Source organism: Streptomyces sp. NPDC050439 (genome assembly GCF_040655335.1).
Taxonomy (GTDB): Bacteria; Actinomycetota; Actinomycetes; order Streptomycetales; family Streptomycetaceae; genus Streptomyces.
This window is the reverse complement of sequence record NZ_JBFAJT010000011.1, coordinates 179,813-204,347: the sequence shown is the minus strand read 5'-3', so window position 1 is coordinate 204,347 and position 24,535 is coordinate 179,813. Positions and strand designations below refer to the sequence as shown.

21 protein-coding genes are annotated in these 24,535 nt (G+C 70.0%); 5 read left to right on the top strand and 16 right to left on the bottom strand.

Going from position 1 to position 24,535, the window contains the following annotated elements; translation table 11 throughout:
• Positions 1-16 precede the first annotated feature (16 nt).
• The 7 genes from rplS to proS all read right to left on the bottom strand — a co-directional run bounded on the left by rplS (position 17) and on the right by proS (position 5,174).
• Entirely contained in the window at positions 17-367 is a 351-nt protein-coding gene (gene rplS / locus AB0I66_RS37505) for a 50S ribosomal protein L19 (RefSeq protein WP_160507458.1), read from the bottom strand.
• Positions 368-499: 132 nt separating this feature from the next.
• Positions 500-1,321 carry a tRNA (guanosine(37)-N1)-methyltransferase TrmD gene (gene trmD / locus AB0I66_RS37500; protein ID WP_363212533.1) on the bottom strand — a complete coding sequence of 274 codons (822 nt, stop codon included), beginning with the start codon at positions 1,319-1,321 and terminating at the stop codon, positions 500-502.
• Positions 1,321-1,914 carry a ribosome maturation factor RimM gene (gene rimM, locus AB0I66_RS37495; protein WP_363212532.1) on the bottom strand — a complete coding sequence of 198 codons (594 nt, stop codon included), beginning with the start codon at positions 1,912-1,914 and terminating at the stop codon, positions 1,321-1,323. The genes trmD and rimM overlap by 1 nt, the downstream gene beginning before the upstream one ends.
• A gap of 84 nt (positions 1,915-1,998) precedes the next feature.
• Entirely contained in the window at positions 1,999-2,238 is a 240-nt protein-coding gene (locus AB0I66_RS37490) for an RNA-binding protein (RefSeq protein ID WP_030361979.1), read from the bottom strand.
• 2 nt (positions 2,239-2,240) lie between these two features.
• Positions 2,241-2,678 (bottom strand): 30S ribosomal protein S16, encoded by a 438-nt coding sequence (gene rpsP, locus AB0I66_RS37485; RefSeq protein WP_363212531.1) that lies wholly within the window; start codon positions 2,676-2,678, stop codon positions 2,241-2,243.
• Positions 2,679-2,885: 207 nt separating this feature from the next.
• Positions 2,886-3,482 carry a hypothetical protein gene (locus tag AB0I66_RS37480; RefSeq protein ID WP_351165389.1) on the bottom strand — a complete coding sequence of 199 codons (597 nt, stop codon included), beginning with the start codon at positions 3,480-3,482 and terminating at the stop codon, positions 2,886-2,888.
• A 261-nt stretch (positions 3,483-3,743) separates the two neighbouring features.
• On the bottom strand, positions 3,744-5,174 hold the full coding sequence (gene proS / locus AB0I66_RS37475) for a proline--tRNA ligase (RefSeq protein ID WP_363212529.1): 1,431 nt from the start codon (positions 5,172-5,174) through the stop codon (positions 3,744-3,746).
• Between the two features lie 227 nt (positions 5,175-5,401).
• Between proS and AB0I66_RS37470 the strand changes: the two genes are divergently transcribed.
• Positions 5,402-6,265 carry an SAM-dependent methyltransferase gene (locus AB0I66_RS37470; RefSeq protein ID WP_363212528.1) on the top strand — a complete coding sequence of 288 codons (864 nt, stop codon included), beginning with the start codon at positions 5,402-5,404 and terminating at the stop codon, positions 6,263-6,265.
• Between the two features lie 42 nt (positions 6,266-6,307).
• Here AB0I66_RS37470 and AB0I66_RS37465 read toward each other — a convergent pair whose 3' ends face one another.
• The gene (locus AB0I66_RS37465) at positions 6,308-7,216 is read right to left on the bottom strand and encodes a LysR substrate-binding domain-containing protein (protein ID WP_363212527.1); all 909 of its coding nucleotides are present in this window, start codon (positions 7,214-7,216) and stop codon (positions 6,308-6,310) included.
• Between the two features lie 70 nt (positions 7,217-7,286).
• On the opposite strand from AB0I66_RS37465, the gene AB0I66_RS37460 reads away from it, so the two are divergent.
• Positions 7,287-7,910: a maleylpyruvate isomerase family mycothiol-dependent enzyme gene (locus AB0I66_RS37460; protein ID WP_363212526.1), complete on the top strand. Its 624-nt coding sequence runs from the start codon at positions 7,287-7,289 to the stop codon at positions 7,908-7,910.
• On the opposite strand, the gene ftsH is transcribed toward AB0I66_RS37460, so the two are convergent.
• From ftsH to AB0I66_RS37430, 6 genes are all read right to left on the bottom strand, one after another.
• The gene (gene ftsH / locus AB0I66_RS37455) at positions 7,907-9,847 is read right to left on the bottom strand and encodes an ATP-dependent zinc metalloprotease FtsH (RefSeq protein WP_363212525.1); all 1,941 of its coding nucleotides are present in this window, start codon (positions 9,845-9,847) and stop codon (positions 7,907-7,909) included. The two genes, AB0I66_RS37460 and ftsH, sit on opposite strands and share 4 nt — an antisense overlap.
• A gap of 107 nt (positions 9,848-9,954) precedes the next feature.
• Positions 9,955-11,508 carry a signal recognition particle protein gene (gene ffh / locus AB0I66_RS37450; RefSeq protein ID WP_363212524.1) on the bottom strand — a complete coding sequence of 518 codons (1,554 nt, stop codon included), beginning with the start codon at positions 11,506-11,508 and terminating at the stop codon, positions 9,955-9,957.
• Between the two features lie 224 nt (positions 11,509-11,732).
• A complete protein-coding gene (locus tag AB0I66_RS37445; RefSeq protein ID WP_363212523.1) occupies positions 11,733-14,198 on the bottom strand; it encodes a [protein-PII] uridylyltransferase in 2,466 nt (821 codons plus the stop codon).
• Positions 14,199-14,262: 64 nt separating this feature from the next.
• Positions 14,263-14,601 (bottom strand): P-II family nitrogen regulator, encoded by a 339-nt coding sequence (locus AB0I66_RS37440; protein WP_249587501.1) that lies wholly within the window; start codon positions 14,599-14,601, stop codon positions 14,263-14,265.
• On the bottom strand, positions 14,598-15,965 hold the full coding sequence (locus AB0I66_RS37435; protein WP_363212522.1) for an ammonium transporter: 1,368 nt from the start codon (positions 15,963-15,965) through the stop codon (positions 14,598-14,600). The genes AB0I66_RS37440 and AB0I66_RS37435 overlap by 4 nt, the downstream gene beginning before the upstream one ends.
• A 302-nt stretch (positions 15,966-16,267) precedes the next feature.
• The gene (locus tag AB0I66_RS37430) at positions 16,268-17,743 is read right to left on the bottom strand and encodes a hypothetical protein (protein WP_363212521.1); all 1,476 of its coding nucleotides are present in this window, start codon (positions 17,741-17,743) and stop codon (positions 16,268-16,270) included.
• A gap of 421 nt (positions 17,744-18,164) precedes the next feature.
• Here AB0I66_RS37430 and AB0I66_RS37425 point away from each other — a divergent pair, with 421 nt between their 5' ends.
• Positions 18,165-18,827 carry a bifunctional DNA primase/polymerase gene (locus AB0I66_RS37425; RefSeq protein ID WP_363212520.1) on the top strand — a complete coding sequence of 221 codons (663 nt, stop codon included), beginning with the start codon at positions 18,165-18,167 and terminating at the stop codon, positions 18,825-18,827.
• An 89-nt stretch (positions 18,828-18,916) separates the two neighbouring features.
• Here the strand turns inward: AB0I66_RS37425 and ftsY are convergent, their stop codons facing one another.
• Positions 18,917-20,125: a signal recognition particle-docking protein FtsY gene (gene ftsY / locus AB0I66_RS37420; protein ID WP_363212519.1), complete on the bottom strand. Its 1,209-nt coding sequence runs from the start codon at positions 20,123-20,125 to the stop codon at positions 18,917-18,919.
• A 198-nt stretch (positions 20,126-20,323) separates the two neighbouring features.
• Here ftsY and AB0I66_RS37415 point away from each other — a divergent pair, with 198 nt between their 5' ends.
• Together AB0I66_RS37415 and AB0I66_RS37410 are read left to right on the top strand one after the other, a co-directional pair.
• Complete coding sequence (locus tag AB0I66_RS37415; RefSeq protein ID WP_363212518.1) at positions 20,324-21,769, top strand: cytosine permease; 1,446 nt, start codon at positions 20,324-20,326, stop codon at positions 21,767-21,769.
• Between the two features lie 114 nt (positions 21,770-21,883).
• Positions 21,884-22,864, top strand: coding sequence for an LLM class flavin-dependent oxidoreductase (locus tag AB0I66_RS37410; RefSeq protein WP_363212517.1), 981 nt, complete (start codon positions 21,884-21,886; stop codon positions 22,862-22,864).
• 44 nt (positions 22,865-22,908) lie between these two features.
• Here AB0I66_RS37410 and AB0I66_RS37405 read toward each other — a convergent pair whose 3' ends face one another.
• Positions 22,909-24,336, bottom strand: coding sequence for a sugar porter family MFS transporter (locus AB0I66_RS37405; protein WP_363212516.1), 1,428 nt, complete (start codon positions 24,334-24,336; stop codon positions 22,909-22,911).
• Positions 24,337-24,535 lie beyond the last annotated feature (199 nt).

The window sequence follows — 24,535 nt, the reverse complement described above, 5'->3', positions numbered from 1 at the left end:
GGACCCGTGCGCGAGCTCAGTTGTCGCGCTTCTCCTTGATCTTCGCGGCCTTGCCGCGCAGCTCACGGAGGTAGTACAGCTTCGCGCGACGCACGGCGCCGCGGCTGACGAGCTCGATCTTCTCGACGATCGGGGTGTGCACCGGGAAGGTGCGCTCCACGCCGACGGAGAAGGAGACCTTGCGGACCGTGAAGGTCTCGCGCACGCCGGCACCCTGGCGACGGATGACTACGCCCTTGAACTGCTGGACACGGGAGCGGTTGCCCTCGATGACGCGCACGTGGACGTTGACGGTGTCACCCGGGCGGAAGGCCGGGATGTCGGTGCGCAGCGAAGCGCTGTCGACGGAGTCGAGCAGGTTAGCCATGATCGTCTGCTTTCTTCACTGATGCCACAGGTCATCAGCGGGAAGTTCGTGATGAGGATTCGATAGCTGTTCGCGTCGGGCGGGCGTCGTTCCCCCTGTGGCAGGGGCGCGCGCTGGACGTACAGCAGCGGCCTATTCTTCCACGGCCTGGGGGTCTCGCCCAAATCGGCCGTCGGGACCCGGGCGCCACCCCAGGATCGAGAGCATCTCGCGGTCCTTCTTGTCGAAGACGGCGGGGTCGCAGCGCTCGATCAGATCGGGCCTGTTGCGGACCGTGCGCCGCAGCGCCTCGTCCCTGCGCCAGCGTGCGATCTTGCCGTGGTGGCCGCTGATGAGCACGTCCGGGATGCCGTGGCCGCGCCACTGGGGAGGCTTCGTGTAGACGGGGCCTTCGAGGAGGTTGGCCATGGCGCCTGGCGCGAAGGAGTCGTCGCGGTGGGACTCGGCGTTGCCGAGGACGCCGGGCAGGAGCCGGGCCACGGCTTCGGTGACGACCAGGACGGCCGCCTCGCCGCCCGCGAGGACGTAGTCGCCGATCGACACCTCGTAGACCGGCATCCGGGTCGCGTACTCGTCCATGACACGGCGGTCGATGCCTTCGTAGCGCGCGGGCGTGAAGACCAGCCAGGGCCGCTCGGAGAGCTCGACGGCGAGTTCCTGGGTGAAGGGCCGTCCGCTGGGCGTGGGGACGACCAGGACGGGCCCGTGGGCCCCCGCCTCATACCCCTCGGCGAGTACGTCGTCGAGTGCCGCACCCCAGGGCTCGGTCTTCATGACCATGCCGGGGCCGCCGCCGTAGGGGGTGTCGTCGACCGTGTTGTGCCGGTCGTACGTCCACTCCCTGAGGTCGTGCACGTTCACGTCGAGCTGGCCACGCGCGCGTGCCTTGCCGACGAGGGAGACGTTCAGGGGTTCCAGGTACTCGGGGAAGATCGTGACGACGTCGAGCCGCATCAGGCGTCGTCCCCTGAGGGCTTCTCGTCCGAGGGCTTCTCGTCCGAAGGCTCCTCTGCGTCCCTGGCCGAGGCGATCTCCGCGCGGTCGTCGATCAGGCCGGGCGGCGGGTCGATGATCGCCCGCTGCTCCTCCAGGTCGATCTCGGTGACGATCGACTCCACGAAGGGGATCATCACCTCGCTGCCGTCGGGCCGCTCCACGATGAACAGGTCCTGCGAGGGCAGGTGCGAGATCTCGGTGATCCGGCCGACCTCGAGGCCTTCCTTGGTGACGACGTCGAGGTCCATCAGCTGATGGTCGTAGTACTCGTCCTCGTCCTCCGGAAGCTCTTCCGGGTCGATCTCCGCGATGAGCAGCGTGTTGCGCAGCGCCTCGGCGCCCGTGCGGTCGCGTACGCCCTCGAAGCGCAGCAGGAGGCGGCCGCTGTGCACCCGGCCGGTCTCGATGGTCAGCGGCCCCGTGGAGGCGGGGTCGGTGGCGAGTACGGCGCCGGGGCCGAGCCGCAGCTCCGGCTCGTCGGTCCGCACCTCGACGGTGACCTCACCCTTGATGCCATGGGCGCGGCCGATCCGCGCGACTACCAGCTGCACTGCTCTTTCTCCTGTGTCTGCAGACGACTACGGGCCGAGGAGGGCCAGAAGCCCTCCCCGGCCCGTGCCGGTGCTACCTGTGGTTCAGTGAACCTGGTCCACGTCGACGAGGTCGACGCGGACACCACGGCCGCCGATGGCGCCCACGACGGTCCGCAGAGCGCGCGCGGTACGGCCGTTGCGGCCGATCACCTTGCCGAGGTCATCCGGGTGAACCCGGACCTCGAGCACACGCCCCCGGCGCAGGTTGCGCGAGGCGACCTGCACGTCGTCGGGGTTGTCGACAATGCCCTTCACGAGGTGCTCGAGAGCCTCCTCGAGCATGCTCAGGCCTCGGTCGACTCGGTGGACTCGGCCTTGGCCTCGTCCGCCTTCTTGTCAGCCTTCTTGGCCTTCTGGGTGATGGCCTCACCCTTCGCCTCGTCGCCCTCGAGGCCCTTGGTGAAGGCCTCGAACGCGGCGCGCTTGTCCTTGGGCTCCGCGACGAGCAGCGGCGCCGGGGCCGGAAGGCCCTTGTGCGCCTGCCAGTCACCGGTGAGCTTCAGGATCGCCATGACCGGCTCGGTCGGCTGAGCGCCGACGGAGAGCCAGTACTGCGCGCGCTCCGAGTCGACCTCGATGCGCGAGGGGTTCTGCACCGGGTGGTACAGACCGATCTCCTCGATGGCCCGACCATCACGGCGGGTACGGGAGTCGGCGACGACGATGCGGTAGTGAGGCGAACGGATCTTGCCCAGACGCTTCAGCTTGATCTTGACTGCCACTGGAGTGGTGTCTCCTGGTCTTGACGTGGTTGGGCACAACGAGATGCCACGTGGGGTTGCGGTACTCGGGGTGCCCGATGGACGCGTCAGCCGGAGGCGAGAGGGTTCCTATGCGGCCGTCGAGTACAGCTAGCCATTGTGCCATACGCCGCCGGGACGTCCGAACCCGGTTCGGGCGCCCCCGCGACGCATCCCCAGCTCAGCCCGTCAGCCCGCGGCGGCGCCGACCACTTCCGGGATACGGAAGGGCTTGCCGCAGCCGCCGCAGACGATGGGCGCCTGGGCGAGCACCGAGGGGACCACGCGGACGTTGCGTCCGCAGTCGCAGACCGCCTTGACGCGGACGCCGCCCCCGGAGGAGCCGTGCCGGGCGGCCGGGCCCCGGAAGCTGCGTGCCGTGTCGGCGGCGGTCGCCGCGGTGTGCGCCTTGAGGGCGCGCTGGAGCCGCTCGATCGTCGGGCGGTAGCGCTTGCGCGCCTCGGGGTTGAGCGTGACCAGCGAGAAGCCGCTGCTGGGATGCGGCTCCTCGGGGTGGTCGAGGCCCAGCTCCTCGGCGATCGCGAGGAATCTGCGGTTGTGATAGCGGCCCGCGCGTGAGGTGTCGCGTACGCCGCGTGACGCGGCGATGCCATGGACTGCCTCGTGGAGCAGTCGCTCGAAGGAGAGTTCGGCGCCGCAGGCGGACGACGACTCTCCGATCAGGGATTCGGGCGCGGCAAGATCGGGCAGCTCGGGGTGGTGCCGCTGAATATCGGCCCACGCCTGTGCCAGCTCTGCGGCGAGAACAGGTGGTGTCGTGCTCACGTCGTGAACAACGAGCCGGGATGCCCAGGGGTTCCATTCCGGGGCATCCCAAATAATTTGCACGTACCCGTCAGTTGTCATTGATGCGTCCGGACGAGGGCGGGTGCGCTGATCTGCCCAGAAGCCTCGCAGCTCATGGCAAGCCGGTACGTAGTGGCGCGTACGCCCCGGCGCGTAGAAGAAGCGCGTACACCGGGACGTGGGTTGCCTCGGCAGGCGTGCGAGCCGCGAACGGGCGCGCCGGTACCGGAGGCGCCCGCGTCAGTAGGCGCGGGCCACCACGGCGACGTTACCCGGGGTCTCATCGGCGTCCGGCACCGCCCCGTCCTCCGTGACCAGACACCGTACGGACACGGAGTGCTCCGCGAGCTTCGCCTCGCCCTCCGGGCCGAGCGTGGCCCAGGGGATGCGCGCCCAGCCGCCGGCGGCCGTGGCCTCCACCGCCTCCGGCACCGTGGTGACGTCCGAGGTGCGGGACTCCCGCCGTTCGCGGGCCTGGTCGAGGAGCAGCTGCTGGCCCTCTTCGAGGAGGGTGGGCAGCAGCGTCACCAGGGAGTCGATCGCGACCGGCTCCTTGCCTCCCCCGCTGTGTTCGTCGACGATCCGGCGGGCCACCATCGCGGTGCCGTTCGCGAGGTCGCGCGGGCCCACCTCGACGCGCACCGGCACTCCCTTGAGCTCCCAGTCGACGGCGCGGCGCCCGAAGGGGATGTCCGTGCGGTCGTCGACCTGGACGCGCACGCCGGCGGCCTTGAGGCGGTCACCGATCTCGCGGACCTCGGTGAGCACCGCGTCGTCACCCTTGACGGCGAGGACGACGGCCTGGACCGGCGCGAGACGCGGCGGGACCCGCAGGCCGCTGTCGTCGCCGTGCATCATCACCAGGGCGCCGATCATCCTTGTCGTACTGCCCCAGGAGGTCTGCCAGACCAGCTCCTGCTTGCCCTCCTTGGAGAGGTACTGCGTGTGGAAGGCCCTGGCGAAGTTCTGGCCGAGCTCGTGGCTGGTGCCCAGCTGGAGGGCCTTGCCGTCGCCCATCATGCCTTCGAGCGTGAGGGTGTTGACGGCGCCCGCGAAGCGCTCCTTCGCGGTCTTGCGGCCCAGCACGAAGTCCATCGCGAGGACGTCCCGCATGAAGGCTCCGTAGACGTCACGGTGGATGCGGGCCGCGAAGTCGCGTGCCTCCTCGTACGTCGCGTGGGCCGTGTGGCCCTCCTGCCAGAGGAACTCCGACGTCCGCAGGAAGAGCCGGGGGCGCAGCTCCCAACGGACCACGTTGGCCCACTGGTTGATCAGGAGCGGCAGGTCGCGGTAGCTCTGCACCCACTTGGCGAAGTACTCGTTGACGATCGTCTCGGAGGTGGGGCGCACGACGACCGGCTCTTCCAGCTCCTTGCCGCCGCCGTGCGTGACGACGGCCAGCTCCGGGGCGAAGCCTTCGACGTGCTCGGCCTCCCTGGTCAGGTACGACTGGGGGATGAGGAGAGGGAAGTACGCGTTCTGGGTACCCGTCTCCTTGATGCGGGCGTCCATGTCCTGCTGCATGCGCTCCCACAGGCCGTAGCCGTACGGCCGGATCACCATGGTGCCCCGCACCGGACCGTTGTCGGCCAGCTGGGCCTTGTTGATCAGGTCCTGGTACCAGCGCGGAAAGTCTTCCGCCCGGGGCGTGAGTACGGGTGCCTTAGCCATGGCGCGCATGGTACGGCGGGCCTCCGGAGCGCGTGAATTGAATTCTTCCGGGGCTTCTTCAGGGGGCGCACGACGGTGGCACGCAAGCATTGCCCCACAACCTCTGGACGCCGCGACGGATGCGGAGTTCTCTGGCATACGGGGGGAGTGCGAGCGCACTGCACGGGGGCGGACGAACCGTTTGAATACGACACTCCAGCAACTCTCGGCGGATTGGGGCGCTTTCGATGTCACCTACACTCGCGCAGCCGCACCTCCCCCGCGCGGGCACGACCCCGCGCGGCGTGGACCGGTGCGCACGCGCGCGTGACTGGGCGGAGATCCAGGAACGGATGCTGGTCCCGCTCTACGAGGCGGTGTACGAACGACTCGACGTGGGCGGCGGAACACGGCTTCTCGGTCTCGGCTGCGGTTCCGGGCTCGCCCTCCTGATGGCGGAATCCCGGGGCGCCTCGGTCACCGGCGTCGACACCGCGGCTCCCGAACGGCTCGCCCTGGCGCGCGAACGCCTGCTGCCGGAGACGGCCTCGGACACAGAGGGACACGGCGGCACCCGGCTCGTCGAGGGAGGCCCCGCCGACGTCTCGGGGCCTGATGTCCCCCTCTTCAACCTGGTGACCGCGTTCCAGCCGATCGGCTGTGTGGCGGGCGACTCCGAGGGCCTTTCCGGCCTCCTGGAGTCCACCGTCCCGCTGACCGGGCGCGGCACCCCCGTGGTGCTCGTCGGCTGGGGTCCGCCGGAGCGCTGCACGACCTCTTCTGTACTGAAGGTGGCGACCAAGCTCGCCGACCCGCTCCGCAATACGGGAAGTTGGCGCCCCGCGCTCCGTGACGACCTGGAGGAGGTCGCCCAGCGGGCAGGCCTCAAGCCGGACGGCTCGGGACGCGTCGCCTGCCCCTTCGGGTACGCGGACACCGAGAGCGCGGTCCGCGGTCTGCTCTCCACAGGACTGTTCGACGCCGCGGTGGGCGCGACCGATCAGGTGCAGGTCGACAAGGAACTGACGGAGGCCCTGCACCCGCACAAACGACGGGACGGAACGGTGTGGATGCCGAACGTGTTCCGGTACTTGATCGCGCGCACGCGATAGGGGCGTACGCGCGATAGGGGCGTACGCCTAACCAGTGCCCAGCTAACCAGTGCCCAGCGCCGTCCGGAGGCGGTCGAGCAGCACTCTGGCCGCCGGGCTCGCGGGGCCGTCCGTGCGCCAGGTCAGCGCGATGCGGCCACGGAGCCGGGGGTCCGTGATCTCCAGCGTCCGCAGTCCGTAGGCGGCTGCCGTACGGGGCTCCAGCGCCGGAAGGACGGCCACCCCAAGGCCGCGCACGACGAGTTGCACGAGGACCTGCGGGACCGCGGCCTCGAAGGCGATGCGGGGCCGGACGCCGGCCTGCGCGCAGGCGCGGTCGAGCACCCCGCGCACGCCGGTGCCGCGCGGCAAGCTGATCAGCGGACGGTCACGGAGCTCGGCCAGCGGGACACTCGTACGGCTCTCGGGTGTCAGGAGGGCGTCACCGGGGCGCACGACGACCACCAGTGGTTCATCGATCACGAATTGCGAGGAGACACCCGGCGGGGGTGCCCCGTCCGCCAGGCCGAGCAGGGCGATGTCCAGTTCGCCGTGGCGCAGCGCGGCCAGCATGCGGTCGGACGCGTCCTCGGTGAGGGCGATCTCCACCTCGGGGTGGGCGTCATGGAAGTCGGCCAGGACGGAGACCACGTCGAACTCATGGGTGGCGGCCCCCGACACGAGTCCCACCGTCACGTGCCCCCGCAGCAGTCCGGTGAACTCGTCCGCGGTGTGCCGCACGCCCTCGACCGCGGCGAGCGCGGCCCGCGCGAACGGCAGGACGGCCTCGCCCACCTCCGTCAGGGTCACCGACCGCCCCGAGCGGTCGAGGAGTTGCTGCCCGAGCTCCTTCTCCAGCTGCCGGACCTGAGCGCTCAGGCCCGGCTGGGCCAGGTGCAGACGGGCGGCGGCGCGGGTGAAGTTGGCCTCCTCCGCGACGGCGACGAAGTACTGGAGCTGGCGGAGTTCCATAACTGGGCATGCTAGCGGCGAGAAGATCCAGCTCTTGGACTTATGGCGAGGTCGTCGACACGCTGGAGAAGTGGACATCAGAAACGCTGTCGCCGCCGAACGCCGTGATATCGCCGCCCTGCTCGACGACTTGACGCCCGCGCAGTGGGACGCGCCGACGCTGTGCGCCGGGTGGCGGGTCCGGGAAGTGGCAGCCCATATGTCGCTGGGCTTCCGGTACTCGCTCCCGAGGACGCTGGCCGAACTGGTCAAGGCGCGTGGGAGCCTGCACCGGATGACCGACCGGTGCGCCCGCGCGGACGCCGCCACGTACTCCACGGGTCAGCTCGCCGCGTTTCTCAGGGACAATGCCGACCACCCCTGGCAGCCGCCCTTCGCGGGAATCGAGGGCGCACTCGGCCACGACGTGGTGCACGGTCTGGACATCTCGGTGGCCCTGGGTCTCGAACGCAGGGTCCCCCTGGACCGTGTCGGCATCCTTCTTAAGAAGGTCACGCCCAAGAGCACCAAGTTCTTCGGGGCGGACGTCGGCGGCGTACGGCTGTGCGCCGACGACCTCGACTGGAGCTACGGCACCGGGGTCCCGCTGACCGGCGCCGCGCAGGACCTTCTCCTCGTCCTGTTCGGCAGGAAGCTCCCACCGGGCCGTCTCCGTGGGGAGCCGCGAAGCCGCTTCGTGGCCGAATCGGTCTAGTCGACGTCCTTGGTGAGGCGTGTGATCCCGGCGACCCGGTAGGCCGCCTCCTCCTCCAGTGTCTCGTTCTCCAGGAGTGCGGCCGCCAGGGCGTCCAGTTGGCCCCGGTGGTCCCTCAGTTGGCGGCAGGCGCTCTCGTAGCACTCGTCGACGATCCGCCGCATCTCGTGGTCGATCGTGTCGAGGGTGACGGGGGCGGCCGAGAGGCCGTAGGCCTGCTGGGCGTCGCTCGGCAGTGCCGAGAGTCTGCCGACGCGCTCGCTCATGCCCCAGCGGCCGACCATCCCGCGGGCGATGTTGGTGACCTGTTCGAGGTCGTTCTCGGCACCCGTGGTGATGGTGTCGAAGACGACCTGTTCGGCCGCCATGCCGCCCAGGGCGCCGACGATGCGGCCGCGCAGATACTCCTCGGTGTACGCGTACTTGTCGGCGTCCGGCGTCGACAGCGTGACGCCGAGTGCGCGCCCGCGGGGCACGATGGTGATCTTGCGGACCGGGTCGGCGCCGGGCTGCAGCATGCCGAGCAGGGCGTGTCCGCTCTCGTGATAGGCCGTGCGCCGCCGCTCCTCCTCGGGCATGACCAGCGGCCGCTCGGCGCCGAGCTGGACCTTCTCCAGGGCCTCGGAGAGGTCGGACTGCGTCACTTCCTTCTGCTTGCGCTTCACCGCGAGCAGGGCGGCCTCGTTGGCCAGGTTGGCGAGTTCGGCGCCGGTCATCCCCGGTGTCGTACGGGCGACCTGGGTGAGGTCGATGTCGTCCGCCATCGGGATCTCACGGGTGTGGATCCTGAGGATGGCCTCGCGTCCGTCCCGGTCGGGCGGGCTGACGGTGACGACCCGGTCGAAGCGTCCGGGACGGGTCAGGGCGGGGTCGAGGATGTCGGCGCGGTTGGTGGCCGCCAGGACGATGACACCTTCGGAGCCGGAGAAACCATCCATCTCGGTGAGGATCTGGTTCAGCGTCTGCTCACGTTCGTCGTGGCCGCCCATCCCGCTGCCGCCGCCACGCGCCCGCCCGATGGTGTCGATCTCGTCGATGAAGATGATGGACGGCGCGACTTTCCTCGCCTCGGCGAAGAGTTCGCGTACGCGCGACGCGCCGACGCCCACGATCATCTCGATGAACTCCGACGCGGACGCCGAGAAGAAGGGCACTCCGGCCTCGCCGGCGACGGCCCGCGCGAGCAGCGTCTTGCCGGTGCCGGGCAGGCCCGCGAGCAGCACGCCCCGCGGCATCTTGGCGCCCATCTCGCGGTAGGCGGCGGGGTTCTTCAGGAAGTCGACGACGTCACTGAGCTCGCCCTCGACCTCGTCGATGCCCGCCACGTCCTCGAAGGTGGTGCGCTTGTCGCCGGGTTCGAGCTCCACCGGCTTGGGCGGGGCCTTGCGGCCGAGCATGCCGCCCGCTCCGCCGCCCATGCCCGAGCTCATCCGACGGGCGATGAAGATCCACAGGAAGACGAGGAGCAGCATCGGGGCGAGCGAGATGAGCAGGTTGGAGAGGAAGCTGCGCTCCTGGACGACGGGCTCGGCGGTGACGGTGACGTCGTGCTTGGTCAGGTCGTCCCAGAGCTTGTCGTCGGCGAAGGCGGGCCGCTGGGTGATGAACTTGGTGTACTTCCCCTTGGCGTCACCCGGCTTCTCCTGCTCCTTCTTGAGCTGCCCCTGGATCGCGTCGCCCTTGGAGTAGATCTTCGTGACGTTCCCGGAGTCGACCTGCTTGCTGAACTCCGTGTACGAGATCGTCGGCTCGTCGCCGTCGTTGAAGAACGAGAGGACGAGGTTGGCGATGAGATAGACGATGAGCGCGGTGAGGATGAGCCCGCCCCATCCGCCCGGCATCTTCTTCTTCGGCGGTGGTGTGGGCGCGGGCGGGGGCGCACCCTCGGAGCGCCATGGCTGGTCGGGCGCCTGGCGCGGCGGCACAGGGTTGCTCATATCCGGACGCTACGACACAAACCGGGGCCGGGCATCCGCTCCGAAAACGCCTGGGGCGCCCCTCTCGGCAGAGGGGCGCCCCAGGAGGCGTACGAGAACGGGCGAGGTCAGCCCATGAACTTCTTGAACTCGTCCGGCAGCTCGAAGTTCTGTCCCTGCTGGCCCGCGGGGAGGTTGAAGGCGCCGCCTTCCTGGGCCGCCTGCTCGCGGCGGGCGGCGGCCTCCTGCTCCTCCTGCTTGCGCTTCATCGGGTTGCCCGACTTCCGCTTGCCCTTGGCCTGCTTCTGCTTCTTCTTCTGCTTGCCGGGGCCGCCACCCATGCCCGGAATCCCGGGCATGCCCGGCATTCCGCCGCCCTGGGCCATGCGCGACATCATCTTGCGGGCCTCGAAGAAGCGCTCGACCAGGTTCTTGACGGCGCTGACCTCGACGCCGGAACCCTTGGCGATACGGGCGCGGCGGGAGCCGTTGATGATGGTCGGCTCGTGGCGCTCGCCCGGCGTCATCGACTTGATGATGGCGGCGGTGCGGTCGACGTCCCGCTCGTCCAGGTTGTTGATCTGGTCCTTGATCTGCCCCATTCCGGGCATCATCCCGAGCAGCTTGCTGATGCTGCCCATCTTGCGGACCTGTTCCATCTGGGCCAGGAAGTCGTCGAGCGTGAAGTCCTTGCCCTTGCTGCTCGCCAGCTTGGAGGCCATCTGCTCGGCCTCTTGCTGGGAGAAGGTCTGCTCGGCCTTCTCGATCAGCGTGAGCATGTCGCCCATGCCGAGGATGCGGGACGCCATGCGGTCCGGGTGGAACGCGTCGAAGTCGTCCAGCTTCTCGCCGTTGGAGGCGAACATGATCTGGCGGCCCGTGACCTGCGCGATCGACAGGGCGGCGCCACCGCGGGCGTCACCGTCGAGCTTCGACAGGACGACGCCGTCGAAGCCGACGCCGTCGCGGAAGGACTCCGCCGTGTTGACGGCGTCCTGACCGATCATGGCGTCGACGACGAAGAGGACCTCGTCCGGGCTGACGGCGTCGCGGATGTCCGCGGCCTGCTGCATCAGCTCCTGGTCGATGCCGAGGCGTCCCGCGGTGTCGACGATGACGACGTCGTACTGCTTGGTCTTGGCGAACTCGATCGAGTCCTTGGCGACCTGGACCGGGTCGCCCACGCCGTTGCCCGGCTGGGGGGCGTAGACGCCGACGCCCGCGCGCTCGCCCACGACGGAGAGCTGGTTCACGGCGTTGGGACGCTGCAGGTCGCACGCCACCAGGAGCGGCGAGTGGCCCTGCCCCTTCAGCCAGAGGCCGAGCTTGCCGGCGAGGGTCGTCTTACCGGCACCCTGCAGACCGGCGAGCATGATGACGCTCGGCGGGTTCTTGGCGAACCGCAGGCGTCGCGTCTCGCCGCCGAGGATGCCGATGAGCTCCTCGTTGACGATCTTGATGACCTGCTGGGCGGGGTTCAGGGCCTGCGAGACCTCGGCCCCGGTGGCCCGCTCCTTGATCTGCTTGATGAAGGCCCGGACCACGGGGAGGGCGACGTCCGCCTCGAGCAGGGCGATGCGGATCTCGCGCGCCGTGGCGTCGATGTCCGCCTCGGACAGGCGGCCCTTGCCCCGGAGGTTCTTGAATGTCGCTGCGAGGCGGTCGGAGAGAGTGTCGAACACGGCGGTCGCGAATCCTCGGGTCGAAGGGGCCCCCGCTCGCGCGGAGCTGAGTATGGGGGAGGGCGGATGGGTCGCCCTCCAGGGTATCTGCACCACCGGGCGCCCGGGCGCGCAGCGTCTGGGCGGAGGTCGTACCCCGGGGAGGGGTGGACCAGTGCGGGGCAGTGATCCCGCACCATCCCCCCCCCACCGCACCACCCCTTCACCGCGCCATCCCGCACCCTCTACCCCCGCAACGCCTCCTCCACCGCCCGGGCCACCCCCGCCGCCCGCTCCCCCGGCAAAGGCATGCCCGCCCCGGACCCCGACCCCGTCACATAGAACGCGTCCACCGCGTTCGCGCCCAGCGTCGAGACGTGCGCGCTCCGTACCTCCACGCCCGCCGACTCCAGCGCCCGGCCGATGCGGTGCAGCAGGCCCGGCGCGTCCTGGGCCCGCACCTCGATGACCGTGGCGAGACGCGACCCCGCCGAGGCCACGGTCACCCGGGGCGGCGGCGCGACCGTCCCCCGCCGCCGTGGATACGCGGCATCCCGCTCGGCAAGGCGGGCCGCGATGTCCAGGGAGCCGTCCAGGGCCCGCACCAGGTCCGCCCGCAGCCGTGCGGCCTGCGGCAGGGAGCCGTACTCCGCGGCGACCCGCCAGTTGAGCAGCAGCACCGAGTCCTCGAGACCGGACGGCAGCCCCACCCCGCGCAGCTCCGCGGTCCGAACCGTGAGCCGGTGCATGGCGAGCACCCCCGCGACGGCGGACAGCACGCCCGGCTGGTCCGGCACCGCGATGACCAGCTCCACGCCCAGCGGCTCCGGGTCCCCGGTCGACTCCTCGGCGGCGACGGTCTCCGTCTGCGCCCGCAGCGCGAGCACCGGCCCGCCCGTACGGAACGCCTCCACCGCGAGGCGCTCCTGCTCCGCGGTGGGAGCGATGTCCTCCGCTTTCTCCGGCTCCTCCCCGGAGAGCACCGCCCCCACCCGCTTCACCAGGTCGGCGACGAGCGAACCCCGCCAGGTGGACCAGGCGGCGGGGCCGGTGGCCAGCGCGTCCGCCTCCGTGAGCGCGTGCAGCAGTTCGAGCGTCCCGGTCGAACCCACCGCGTCCGCCACCGCCCGTACCGTGGCCGGGTCGTCGAGGTCGCGGCGCGTGGCCGTCTCGATCAGCAGCAGGTGGTGTCGTACGAGGGTCGCAAGGACCGCCACGTCGGCCCGGTCGAAGCCGATCCGGGCGGCGACGTCCCGGGCAATGATCTCCCCGGCCTCGGAGTGGTCCCCGGGCCAGCCCTTCCCGATGTCGTGCAGCAGCCCGGCCACCAGCAACAGGTCGGGCCGCCCCACGCGCCGGGTCAGCTCCGAGGCCTGCACCGCCGTCTCCACCAGATGCCGGTCGACCGTCCACGTGTGCACGGCGTTGCGCTGCGGCCTGCACCGCACCCGCTCCCAGTCCGGAAGCAGCCGGGTGACCATCCCCTCGGCCTCCAGCGCCTCCCACACCTCGACCGTGGGCCGCCCGGCTCCGAGGAGGGTCACCAGCTGCTCCCTGGCCTCGGCCGGCCACGGCGTGGGCAGCGGCCGCACCGCCGCGGCCATCCTGCGCACCGCGTGCAGCGACAGGGGCAGCCCTGCCTGGGCCGCCGCCGCGGCGGCACGCAGCGGCAGCACGGGATCCCGCTCGGGCCGGGCCGCCCGCGCGAGGACGACTTCCCCGTCCTGTTCCACGACCCCCTCGGCCAGCGGCGAACGCTCGGCGACCGCCCCCTTGCCGCCGCCCAGCATCGCCCGCAGCCGAGGCCGCACGGACCGGGACCGCAGCACCCTGCCCACCTCGCGCCACGTCACGTCACTCGCGTACGAGACGGTGCGCGCGGACTCGTACACCTGTCGCAGCAAGGTGTCGGCGTCCAACAGGCCGAGCTCGGCGGCGACTTGGTCCTGTTCCTGCAGCGCGAGCCGGTCGGTGGCCCGCCCCGTGGTCAGATGCAGCGCGTCCCGCACGTCGAGGAGCCGCCGCCGGGCATCGGAGAGCCCCTCGCGCGGCGCGTCCGCGAGCCAGGAGGCAGCGACGGCCCGCAAGGCGGTCGCATCCCGCAGGCCACCCCGGGCCTCCTTCAGGTCCGGCTCCAGGAGATAGCTCAACTCCCCCTGCCGCTCGGCCCGTTCCTCGCACAGCTCGCGCAGTTCGGGCAGCCGTTTCGGCGCGAGGTTGCGCCAGTCGGCGAGCACCGCCGTGCGCAGCCCGGCGGTCAGCCCGAGATCCCCCACGACATGCCGCGCGTCGAGCAGCCCCAGCTGCACCTTGAGGTCCTCGCCCGCCGTCTTGCGCGCCTCCGCGGGCGTACGCACGGAGTGATCGAGCGCGAGCCCGAGATCCCAGATGGGGTACCAGACGCGGTCCGCGAGGGCCGCCACCTCGCCGGCGTCCGCGCTGCCGTCGTGCAGCAACAGCAGGTCGAGGTCGCTGCGCGGCGAGAGCTCTCCCCTGCCGTACCCGCCGACGGCCACCAGTGCGGCCCCCCGTGGCGCACCCGCGGCCGTGAAGAGGCCGGTCAGCCAGTCGTCCGTGAGGTCGGCGAGGGCCGAACGGCGCGGCGGCCCGGACCGCGCCTCCCCTTGGAGGAGGCGCAGCCGGGCCGCCGCATAGCCGCTGGGTCCGGAGTCTTCCGAGTCCGATTCAGTACGTACGTCCACACTCGTCACCCAGCAGCTCCTGTCAGTCCCGCTCAGTTCCGCTCAGTTCTGCCGGCAGCCCTGCCGGCAGAGCTCACAACGCGTCCGGTCCCCGTTCGCCGGTCCGTACCCGGACGGCCGTCTCGACCGGGACGCTCCAGACCTTGCCGTCCCCGATCTTGCCGGTCCGGGCGGCCTTGACCACGACATCCACGAGCTGTTCGGCGTCGTCGTCCTCGACCAGGACCTCGATGCGGATCTTCGGCACGAGGTCGACGGTGTACTCCGCGCCACGGTAGACCTCGGTGTGGCCGCGCTGGCGGCCGTAGCCGCTGGCCTCGGTCACGGTCAGGCCCTGGACGCCGAAGGCCTGCAGGGCCTCCTTGATCTCGTCGAGCCGGTGCGGCTTGACGACCGCGGTGATGAGCTTCATGCGTCCACCCTCTTGTTCTTCTCGTTCGCGGCCTTGCCGGCGTCCTGGGCCGGCGAGCCGGGCACGGCTGCGGTACGGGGCGCCGTGCCACCGCCGGCGCCACTGAAGTCGTACGCGGTCTCGGCGTGCTGCACCTGGTCGATGCCCGCGACCTCCTCGTCCTCGCTGACCCGCATCCCGATGGTCTTGTCGACCAGGAGGGCGAGGATCGCGGAGGCGATCATGGAGTAGACGAGGACGGCGCCGACACCGGCGGCCTGCTTGCCCAGCTGTTCGAGGCCGCCGCCGTAGAAGAGGCCCTTGGCGTCGGACTGGACGCCGCCGGTGGCGAAGAAGCCGACGAGCAGCGAGCCCACGACACCGCCGACGAGGTGGACACCGACGACGTCGAGGGAGTCGTCGTAGCCGAACTTGAACTTGAGGCCGACGGCCATGGCGCAGAGCAGACCGGCGATGGCTCCGACGGCGATCGCGCCGAGCGGCGAGATGGAGCCGCCGGACGGGGTGATCGCGACGAGCCCGGCGACGGCGCCCGAAGCGGCACCGAGCGTGGTGAACGCGCCGTGCCGGATCTTCTCGTAGGCGAGCCAGGCCAGCATGGCGGCGGCCGTGGCGACCTGCGTGTTCAGGAACATCATGGCGCCGACGCCGTCGTTGTTGCCCAGCCACGATCCGGCGTTGAAGCCGAACCAGCCGAACCAGAGGAGCGCGGCGCCGAGCATGACGAGCGGCAGGCTGTGCGGCCGCATCGGGTCCTTCTTGAAGCCGACGCGCTTGCCGATGACCAGGATCACGCCGAGCGCGGCGGCACCGGCGTTGATGTGCACGGCCGTACCACCGGCGAAGTCGATGACGCCGAGCTCGAAGGCCCAGCCGCCGGTGCCCCATACCCAGTGCGCGACCGGGAAGTAGACGGTCGTGGCCCAGAGCGCCACGAAGAGCGCCCAGGCGGTGAACTTCACGCGGTCGGCGAGCGCACCGCTGATCAGCGCGGGCGTGATGATCGCGAACATCAGCTGGAAGACCGCGAAGACATACACCGGGATGGTGTAGCCGTCCCACAGCTCGGTGAGCCCTATGCCGCTGAGGCCCACGTAGTCGGACGACCAGCCGAAGAGGCTGCCGTGGTCGGTGCCGAACGCGATGGAGAAGCCGTACAGCACCCAGAGGATGGTGACGATCCCCAGACTGATGAAGCTCATCATCAGCATGTTCAGTGTGCTCTTGACGCGGACCATGCCTCCGTAGAAGAAGGCGAGTCCCGGCGTCATGAGCATCACCAGGGCGGAACAGATGAGCATGAACCCTGTGTTGGCGGCAGACAGCTGCGGGGCGTCTGCGGCGATCGTGATGCCTGGGGGCATCGGCGTCTCCTCGTCGTCGTATGCGGCCCGTGCGGGCGGGGGCAAGAGGGGGTGGGCCGTTATGCGCCATGAGATTGGCCCAGCGCCGTTTCAGGGGGCGCCCCTCGATGTTTCGCCGCAGTGACGAAGAGGTCGTGCGTGTTACGCGTCCATGAACTGCCGGGTCGGGCGGGGCGCGGTTTCATACCCTGCGCACACAGAAAAAACCGGCCGCGGCGGCCATCCGATTGACCTGGCGTGGGGGAGCCGAGTCGGGCAGTTCGGGATGGACCGGCCGCGGCCGGAGTTCTGGTGGGGCGCCCTCAGACCGCCTCCGCGGTCTCGGGCATGTCGATGGCGAGCTGGTCGGTGAGCTGCACGACCTCGGCGATGTCGCCGAAGTCCCGCACGGCGGTGTCCACGGTCTTGCGAAGGCGGGTGTTGACCCGCTCGGACCGCACCTTCTTGGCGATGGTCAGGGCCTGGCCCGCGAGGACCGTGCTCTGCTCGGGCTCGCGCCTGAGCAGGTGGACCGTGGCCATCCCGATGAGATTCAGTGCGTACGAACGCTGGTGCTCGGAGTCCTTGCCGAAGAGCTCGACGGCGCGCTCCATGACGGGCTCGGCGAGTGAGGCGTACGTCGGGCTGCGTCCCGCGACATAGGCCAGGTCACGGAACGAGTGGGCGTTCTCGCCGTTCAGCTCGGCCTCGGAGAAGAAGCGGATCCAGTCGGGCTCGGGCTCGTCGAAGTCGGCTGCGTCGGCGAAGGTGTCCTCGGCCATGCGCACGGCCCGCTTGCACTTGCCGGGCTGGCCCATGCTGGCGTAGGCACGGGCCTCCATCGCATACAGCATGGACTGGGTGCGCGGGCTCGCGCAGTCACGGCTGCCGTACTGCGCGAGGTGGATCAGTTCGAGCGCGTCGTCGGGCCGTCCGAGGTGGATCATCTGGCGGCTCATGCTGGAGAGGATGTACGAACCGAGGGGCTTCTCGCCCGCTTCCTTCGCGGCGTGCAGGGCGAGCACGAAGTACTTCTGCGCGGTCGGCTGGAGACCGACGTCGTAGCTCATCCAGCCGGCCAGCTCGGCCAGTTCGCCCGCGACCTTGAAGAGCCGCTTGGACGTGGCCTCCGGCTGGGGCTCCTGCAACAGGTCCGTCACCTCGTGCAGTTGGCCGACGACCGCCTTGCGCCGCAGGCCGCCGCCGCACTGCGCGTCCCACTGCCGGAACATCACGGTCGTGGACTCCAGGAGGTCCAGCTCCGGCCTGGAGAGCCTGCCGGGCCTGCGGGACGGGGTGGGCGGCTCCGGGTCGCCGACCGGTGTCGTCGGTCCCGGGACCAGCCAGCGCTGCATGGGCTCGATGAGGGAGGGACCGGCGGAGAGCGCGAGCGAGGTGCCGAGGAAGCCGCGCCGGGCCAGCATCAGGTCGCTGCGCGAGAACTCACTGATGAGCGCGACGGTCTGGGGTCCGGTCCAGGGCAGGTCGACGCCCGAGACGGACGGCGACTGATGCGCGGCACGCAGCCCGAGGTCCTCGACGGCGACCACACAGCCGAACCGCTCGGAGAACAGCTCGGAGAGGATGCGCGGGATGGGCTCGCGGGGGTTCTCGCCGTCCAGCCAGCGCCGCACCCGCGAGGTGTCGGTGGAGATGTGGTGCGCGCCCAACTGCCGTGCCCTGCGGTTCACTTGGCGCGCCAGCTCGCCCTTCGACCAGCCGCTGCGCACGAACCAGGAATTGAGCAGTTCGTTGGGGCGCTTCTCAGCGTTCGCACCACTTCCGCCATTGCCGCCCACTGGAACGCCCCCATCCCTCAAGACACTTACGCGCGGTCCCACGCCAAGCCCTACCAGAATGCCGCGCGGTGCGGCTCTCCGTCCGGAGAACGTCACCCATCGAACAGGAAACCGACTTGCCTCCGGCATACCCACGAGTGCACAGCACTCAGGGTCCGTGCACTGAAAGTAATCCTACGATCACCCCTCCGGCGAGGGCGATCGCGGAAACGCCACCATTCGCCACCCCTTCGAATGAACTCCCGGGCCGCTACAAGCGATTGACTTGACAGTGGACGACCGAAGGTGGGCGGAAGGGAGCACTTCGGGGCGCGCATGACCGGGTCGCACCCCCCGTGAACCACTCGGCGCCCGCACAAACACAGGGTCACGATCCGATTCCGTCACGTAACCACACCGCGCTCGACCCGTTGGAGGGGGCATGGGCTTCACGATCGGCGGCATCCGGGGGACCGACAAGCCTCGCACCGGTGCACGGCGGCGCGGCCGCACGTCGGACTGCACCGCGGTGGCGGAGTACACCGGACTGTGGGGATGGGCCGCGGTCCCCGGCGCACGCGCACTCGACGGCCGCTGCTCCTGCGGCGCGGCCGACTGCGCCGCCCCCGGCGCCCACCCCCTGGAGTTCGCCCCCGAGGTACCCGCCGGGGCGACGCTCGACGAAGTCACGGAGGCCTGGGCGCAGTTCCCGGGCGCCGCCGTGATGCTGCCCGTGGGCCGCGCCTTCGACGTCATCGAGGTGGCCGAGGCCGCGGGCCGCAGGGCGCTGGTCCGCCTGGAGCGCATGGGCCTGCCGCTCGGCCCGGTGGCCGCCACCCCGGAGGGCCGCGCGCACTTCTTCGTCGCCCCGGGCGCCGCCGCCGAACTCCCCCAGCTGCTCTACCGCATGGGCTGGGACGACGCCGGCATCGACCTGCACGGCCTGGGCCCCGGCGCGCACATCACCGCCCCGCCCTCCGATCGCGCGGGCCTCGGCCCGGTCCGCTGGCTCCGCTCCCCTGACCTGGACTCGGCGACGCATCCGCCCCAGGCGCGTCTTGTCCTCGGAACCCTGGCGTACGTGGCGCATCGCTCACCGGCGTAGCGGTCGGCGCCCGCACACGAAATGCCCCACCCCGGCTGCACCCCGGGGTGGGGCATTTCTTTTCGTACGTGGCGCCGGGCGCCGAGCGGCTACTCGCCGATCAGCGCGTCGACGAACGCCTCGGGCTCGAACGGCGCCAGGTCGTCCGCGCCCTCGCCGAGTCCGATCAGCTTGACCGGCACGCCCAGCTCGCGCTGGACCGCGACGACGATGCCGCCCTTGGCCGTGCCGTCCAGCTTCGTCAGGACGATGCCGGTGATGTCGACGACCTCGGCGAAGACCCGCGCCTGCACCAGGCCGTTCTGCCCGGTCGTGGCGTCCAGGACGAGCAGCACCTCGTCGAGCGGCGCGTGCTTCTCGACGACGCGCTTGACCTTGCCGAGCTCGTCCATCAGGCCGGTCTTGGTGTGCAGGCGGCCCGCGGTGTCGATGAGAACGACGTCGGCGCCCTCCGCGATGCCTTCCTTGACCGCGTCGAAGGCGATCGACGCGGGGTCGCCGGCCTCGGGGCCGCGGACCGTGCGCGCGCCGACGCGCTCGCCCCAGGTCTGCAGCTGATCGGCGGCGGCCGCGCGGAACGTGTCGGCGGCGCCGAGGACCACGGAGCGGCCGTCGGCGACCAGGACACGGGCGAGCTTGCCGGTGGTGGTGGTCTTGCCGGTGCCGTTCACGCCGACGACCATCACGATGCCGGGCGTCTCCAGGCCCGACTCGGTCTTGACCGTGCGGTCGAGGTCCGGGTCGACGAGCGCCACGAGTTCCTCGCGCAGCAGCGCGCGCAGGTCCTCGGGGGTACGGGTGCCGAGCACGCGGACGCGCTCGCGGAGCCGCTCGACCAGTTCCTGCGTGGGGGCGACGCCGACATCGGCGGTGAGGAGCGTGTCCTCGATCTCCTCCCAGGTGTCCTCGTCCAGGTGCTCGCGGGAGAGGAGCGTGAGCAGCCCCTTGCCGAGTGCGTTCTGCGAGCGCGAGAGGCGCGAGCGCAGACGGACCAGGCGACCTGCCGTGGGCTCCGGGGTCTCGACCTCCGGGGCGGCCGGCTCCTCGATGACGACGGGGGCCGACGCCGACGGCTCGGCGAGCGGAAGTTCCACCTCCTCGATCGTGCGGCGCGGTTCGTCGCGCGGCGTCTCGGCCTCGTCGCCGACATGCGGCTCGGCCGGAGGAGCGGTGATGGTGGGCGTGGACGACGGGGCCTTCGGCGGCAGCTGCTTCTTCTTGCGGCTGCCGATCACGAGCCCGCCGAGCGCGCCGATCACGACCACGGCGATGACTACAGCAAGGATGACGATTTCCATAACCTCCCCAGTATCAGTCATGGGGGCAACACAGGCTCAAGCTGTAGCTTCCTCCAAAGAACATAAGCTCATAGAGGGAACTACTCGGACTAAAGTACGATGGAGCTCTCCGTATCAACGCGCGTAGAGTCCAACCCGATCACCCCCACGGACGGATCGCGGCGTTGCGATCCGAGCGAGAGGCACGGACCCCACCCCATGAGCACCACCGCCGAAAACGAAGGCGCGCTGGAGACACGCGGCCTCGAGCCCGTCCCCGACTCCGAGCGCACCGGCAAGGCCCGCGAGCTGTTCCCCACGTGGGTGGCGGCCAACATCAGCGTCCTGCTGCTCACCATGGGCGCGGGTCTCATCGTGACCAACGGCCTCAACTTCTGGCAGGCCCTGGTCGTCGCCCTCGTCTCGCCTCTCCTCAGCTATGGCCTGGTCGGTCTGATCTCCATCTCGGGCAAGCGCGGCGGCTCCCCCGGCATGACCCTCTCGCGCGCCGTCTTCGGCCAGCGCGGCAACCTCTTCCCGGGCTCGCTCATCTGGATCGCCCGCTGGGGCTGGGAGACGATCAACGCGGTCACCGGCGCGTACGCGATCATCACCGTCCTGGACATCTGCTTCGGCGTGAAGTCCAGCACGTGGCTGACGATCGTGACGCTGATCGCCTTCGTCGCCTGCACGTTCGTCATCAGCGGCCTGGGCCGCAAGGTCCTGCACATCTGCAACACCTGGGCCACGTACCTCTTCGGCGCGTTCAGCGTCCTCGTCCTCGTCTACCTGGTGGCCAACACCCCCTGGTCGGACGTCTTCTCGCGGCCCGCGGGCTCCACCGCGGCGATGGTCGCGGGCGTCGGCGTGATCGCCGCGGGCGGCATCAGCTGGGTCCCCACCGGCCCCGACTTCACCCGCTACCTCCCGCGCAAGGCCTCCAACAGGGCCCTGGTGGGCAACGCCATCGGCGGCGCCGGCATCGTCGTCGTACCGATGGTCCTGATGGGCGCGGTCATGGCGGTCAGCACGCCAAGCCTGTCGGAGGCCTCCGACCCGGTCTCCTTCCTTGGCGAGCTGCTCCCGACGTGGATCGCGGTGCCTTACCTGCTGATGGCCCTGATCGGCATGCTGCTGATCAACTCGATGTCGATGTACTCCGCGGGCTTCACCGCCATGACGCTCGGCATCAAGGTCCCGCGCACGTGGGCGGTCTCGATCAACGCCGTCATCAGCCTGATTTTCGGCTACATCCTGATGAACGTGGCAAAGAGTTTCATGGGCTCGTTCATCTCCTTCCTCACCCTGCTGGCGGTCGCGTTCTCCGCCTGGATCGGCGTGTTCGGCATCGACATGCTGAGCCGGAAGACGTACGACGGCGAGGCGCTGATGGACACCAAGCGCACCAGCGCCTACTGGTACAAGGCGGGCTTCGCCTGGCAGGCCATGACCGCGTGGGCGGTCGCCCTGGTGACGGGCCTCCTCTTCACGAAGGTCGACTGGTTCAGCGGCCCGCTCGCCACCTCCTGGATCGGCCGCAATGGCCTGGGCTGGCTGGCCACGATCCTCATCGCCGCCGTGCTGTACGCGGTGCTTCCGAGGACCCCGGCCGTCGAGGCCCCCGAGGGCAAGGGCGAGGGCGAGTCGGAGCTGGTCTCGGCCTGACGCCGTTACGGGGCTGGTTCCTGATCCGGAGCAACTGCCCCCGCACTCTGGCCATCTGACACCGCATCACCTAACGTCCCTCTTCGCCCGCACACGGTGAAGGGGGACGTTTCCATGCCCGTCACAGTCGTACGCTTCAACCTCGTCGATCCGGATGCCACGCCCTCCTCGCTGAGCGATCGCTACAAGGCCGCCCTGGAGATGGCCACGTACGCCGACGATCGGGGCATCTCCACCGTGCAGACCGAGGAACACCACGGCGTCGGCAACAACTGGCTGCCCTCGCCCTTCACCTTCGCCGGCGCGGTCTTCGGCGCGACCCGGCGCATCGCGGTCACGGTCTCCGCGATCATCGGCCCGCTGCACGATCCGCTGCGGCTCGCCGAGGACATCGCCGTACTGGACCTGCTCAGCGGCGGCCGCCTCGTCACGGTGGCGGGGATCGGCTACCGGCCCGAGGAGTACGAGGCGTTCGGCGTCGACTGGAAGCGGCGCGGCAAGCTCCAGGACGAGCTCCTGGAGACCCTGTTGCAGGCGTGGACCGGCGAGCCCTTCGAGTTCCGCGGCCGCACCGCGCGCGTCACCCCGCGTCCGTACACCCAGCCGCACCCGATGCTCCTGGTCGGCGGCTCCTCGCAGGCGGCGGCCCGCCGCGCGGCCCGGCTCGGCCTGCCGTTCTTCCCCAGCGCGCATCTGCCGGAACTGGAGGCGTACTACAACGACCGCCTCGCGGAGTACGGCACCGAGGGCTGGACGATGATGCCCGCCGCCGAGACCCCGCTCCTGCACATCGCGGACGACCCGGACCGCACCTGGGCCGAGCACGGCGAGCACTTCCTGCACGAGGCCCGTACGTACGCCTCATGGCAGTCCAAGGACATCCGCTCGGCGGTGAAGTCGAGCGCCACCACGGTCGAGGAGCTGCGCGCCGAGGGCGTCTACCGCGTCCTGACGCCCGACCAGTGCGTGGCGTACGTGCAGGGCGGCGCGGCCAATCTCGTGCTGCATCCGCTCTCCGGCGGGATGCCGGTCGACGAGGGCTGGCGCAGCCTGCACCACTTCTGCGAAAACGTACTGCCCCGGCTCAAGGAATAGGTCCTTGAACCGGGGCAGCTTCCTCAGAGGAGGGGCAGCGGGGATTAGCCCATCTCCTCCAGGGTCTTGCCCTTCGTCTCCTGGACGAACTTCATGACGAAGGGGATCGAGATCACGGCGAAGGCGCCGTAGATGATGTACGAGCCGGTCAGGCTCCACTCGGACATGCTCGGGAACGTCTTGGTGATCGCGAAGTTGGCGAGCCACTGGGCCGACGCGGCCACACCGAGCGCCGCGGCGCGGATGCGGTTCGGGAAGATCTCGCCGAGCAGCACCCAGACCACCACGCCCCAGGAGAGGGCGAAGAAGAGCACGAAGAAGTTGGCGGCGATGATCGCCGTCAGGCCCTGCGCGTCCGGCAGCGAGACGTTGTCGCCGGTGCCGGTGCGGTAGGAGAACGCCCAGGCGCAGGTGAACAGCGCGAGCGCCATGCCGGCCGAGCCGATGATGGCCAGCGGCTTGCGGCCGATGCGGTCGACGAAGATCATCGCGATGACCGTGCCGATGATGTTCACGATCGACGTCTCGAACGAGTACAGGAACGAGCTGCTCGGGTCCTTGCCGATCGACTGCCACAGCTGGTTCGAGTAGTAGAAGATCACGTTGATGCCGACGAGCTGCTGGAACACCGAGAGGCCGATGCCGATCCAGACGATCGGCAGGAAGCCGACCTTGCCGAGCAGGTCCTTGAACGAGGACTTGTGCTCGCGGCGCATGCCCTCCTCGATCTCGGAGACGCGCGCGTCGAGGTCGATCTTGGTTCCCTCGACCTCGCCGAGGACCTTCTTGGCCTCGGTGTTGCGCCCGACCGAGATGAGGAAGCGCGGCGACTCGGGGATCGCGAAGGAGAGCAGGCCGTAGAGGAGGGCCGGGATGACCATGACGCCGAGCATCAGCTGCCAGGCCTCCAGGCCCAGGAGCTTGCCGCGCTGGTCACCGTCCGCCATGTTCAGGATGGCCCAGTTGACCAGCTGGGAGACGGCGATGCCGATGACGATCGCGGCCTGCTGGAACGAGGCGAGGCGGCCCCGGTAGGCGGGCGGTGCGACCTCGGCGATGTAGGCCGGGCCGATGACGGACGCCATGCCGATGCCGATGCCGCCGATGAAGCGCCACATCGTCAGGTCCCACGCCGCGAACGGCAGGGCCGAACCGACTGCGCTCGCGGCGAAGAGGACGGCGGCGATCTGCATGCAGCGGATGCGGCCGATGCGGTCGGCGATACGGCCGGCGATCGCGGCACCGACGGCACAGCCGAGCAGTGCGGTGGCGATGATCCAGCCGAGCATGTTGGCGTCGACGTCGAATCGGTGCTGGATGGCGACGGTCGCGCCGTTGATCACCGAACTGTCGTAGCCGAACAGGAAGCCACCCATCGCGGCGGCCGCCGTAATGAAGATGACATGGCCGAGATGGTCCGGGTGGGCCTCTCTGCCGTGGCCGGGCTGCGGCGCCTTCGTTGTGCTGGTCACATGGACTCCTCGGGCCACCGGCAACATCGCCGGGGGTGGGGGTGAGCACTTCAAGTGGCGCACAACTTCACGCCGCCCACCACCTGAAGGTAAAAGCAACGTTGCAGAGACTATGCCTTCAAGTTTCGAAGTCAATACCTGGGTTCCTGTGACTTTCAGGGACTCTCGAGGCGTGGTTCGTTCAAGTCTTGAAGTTATG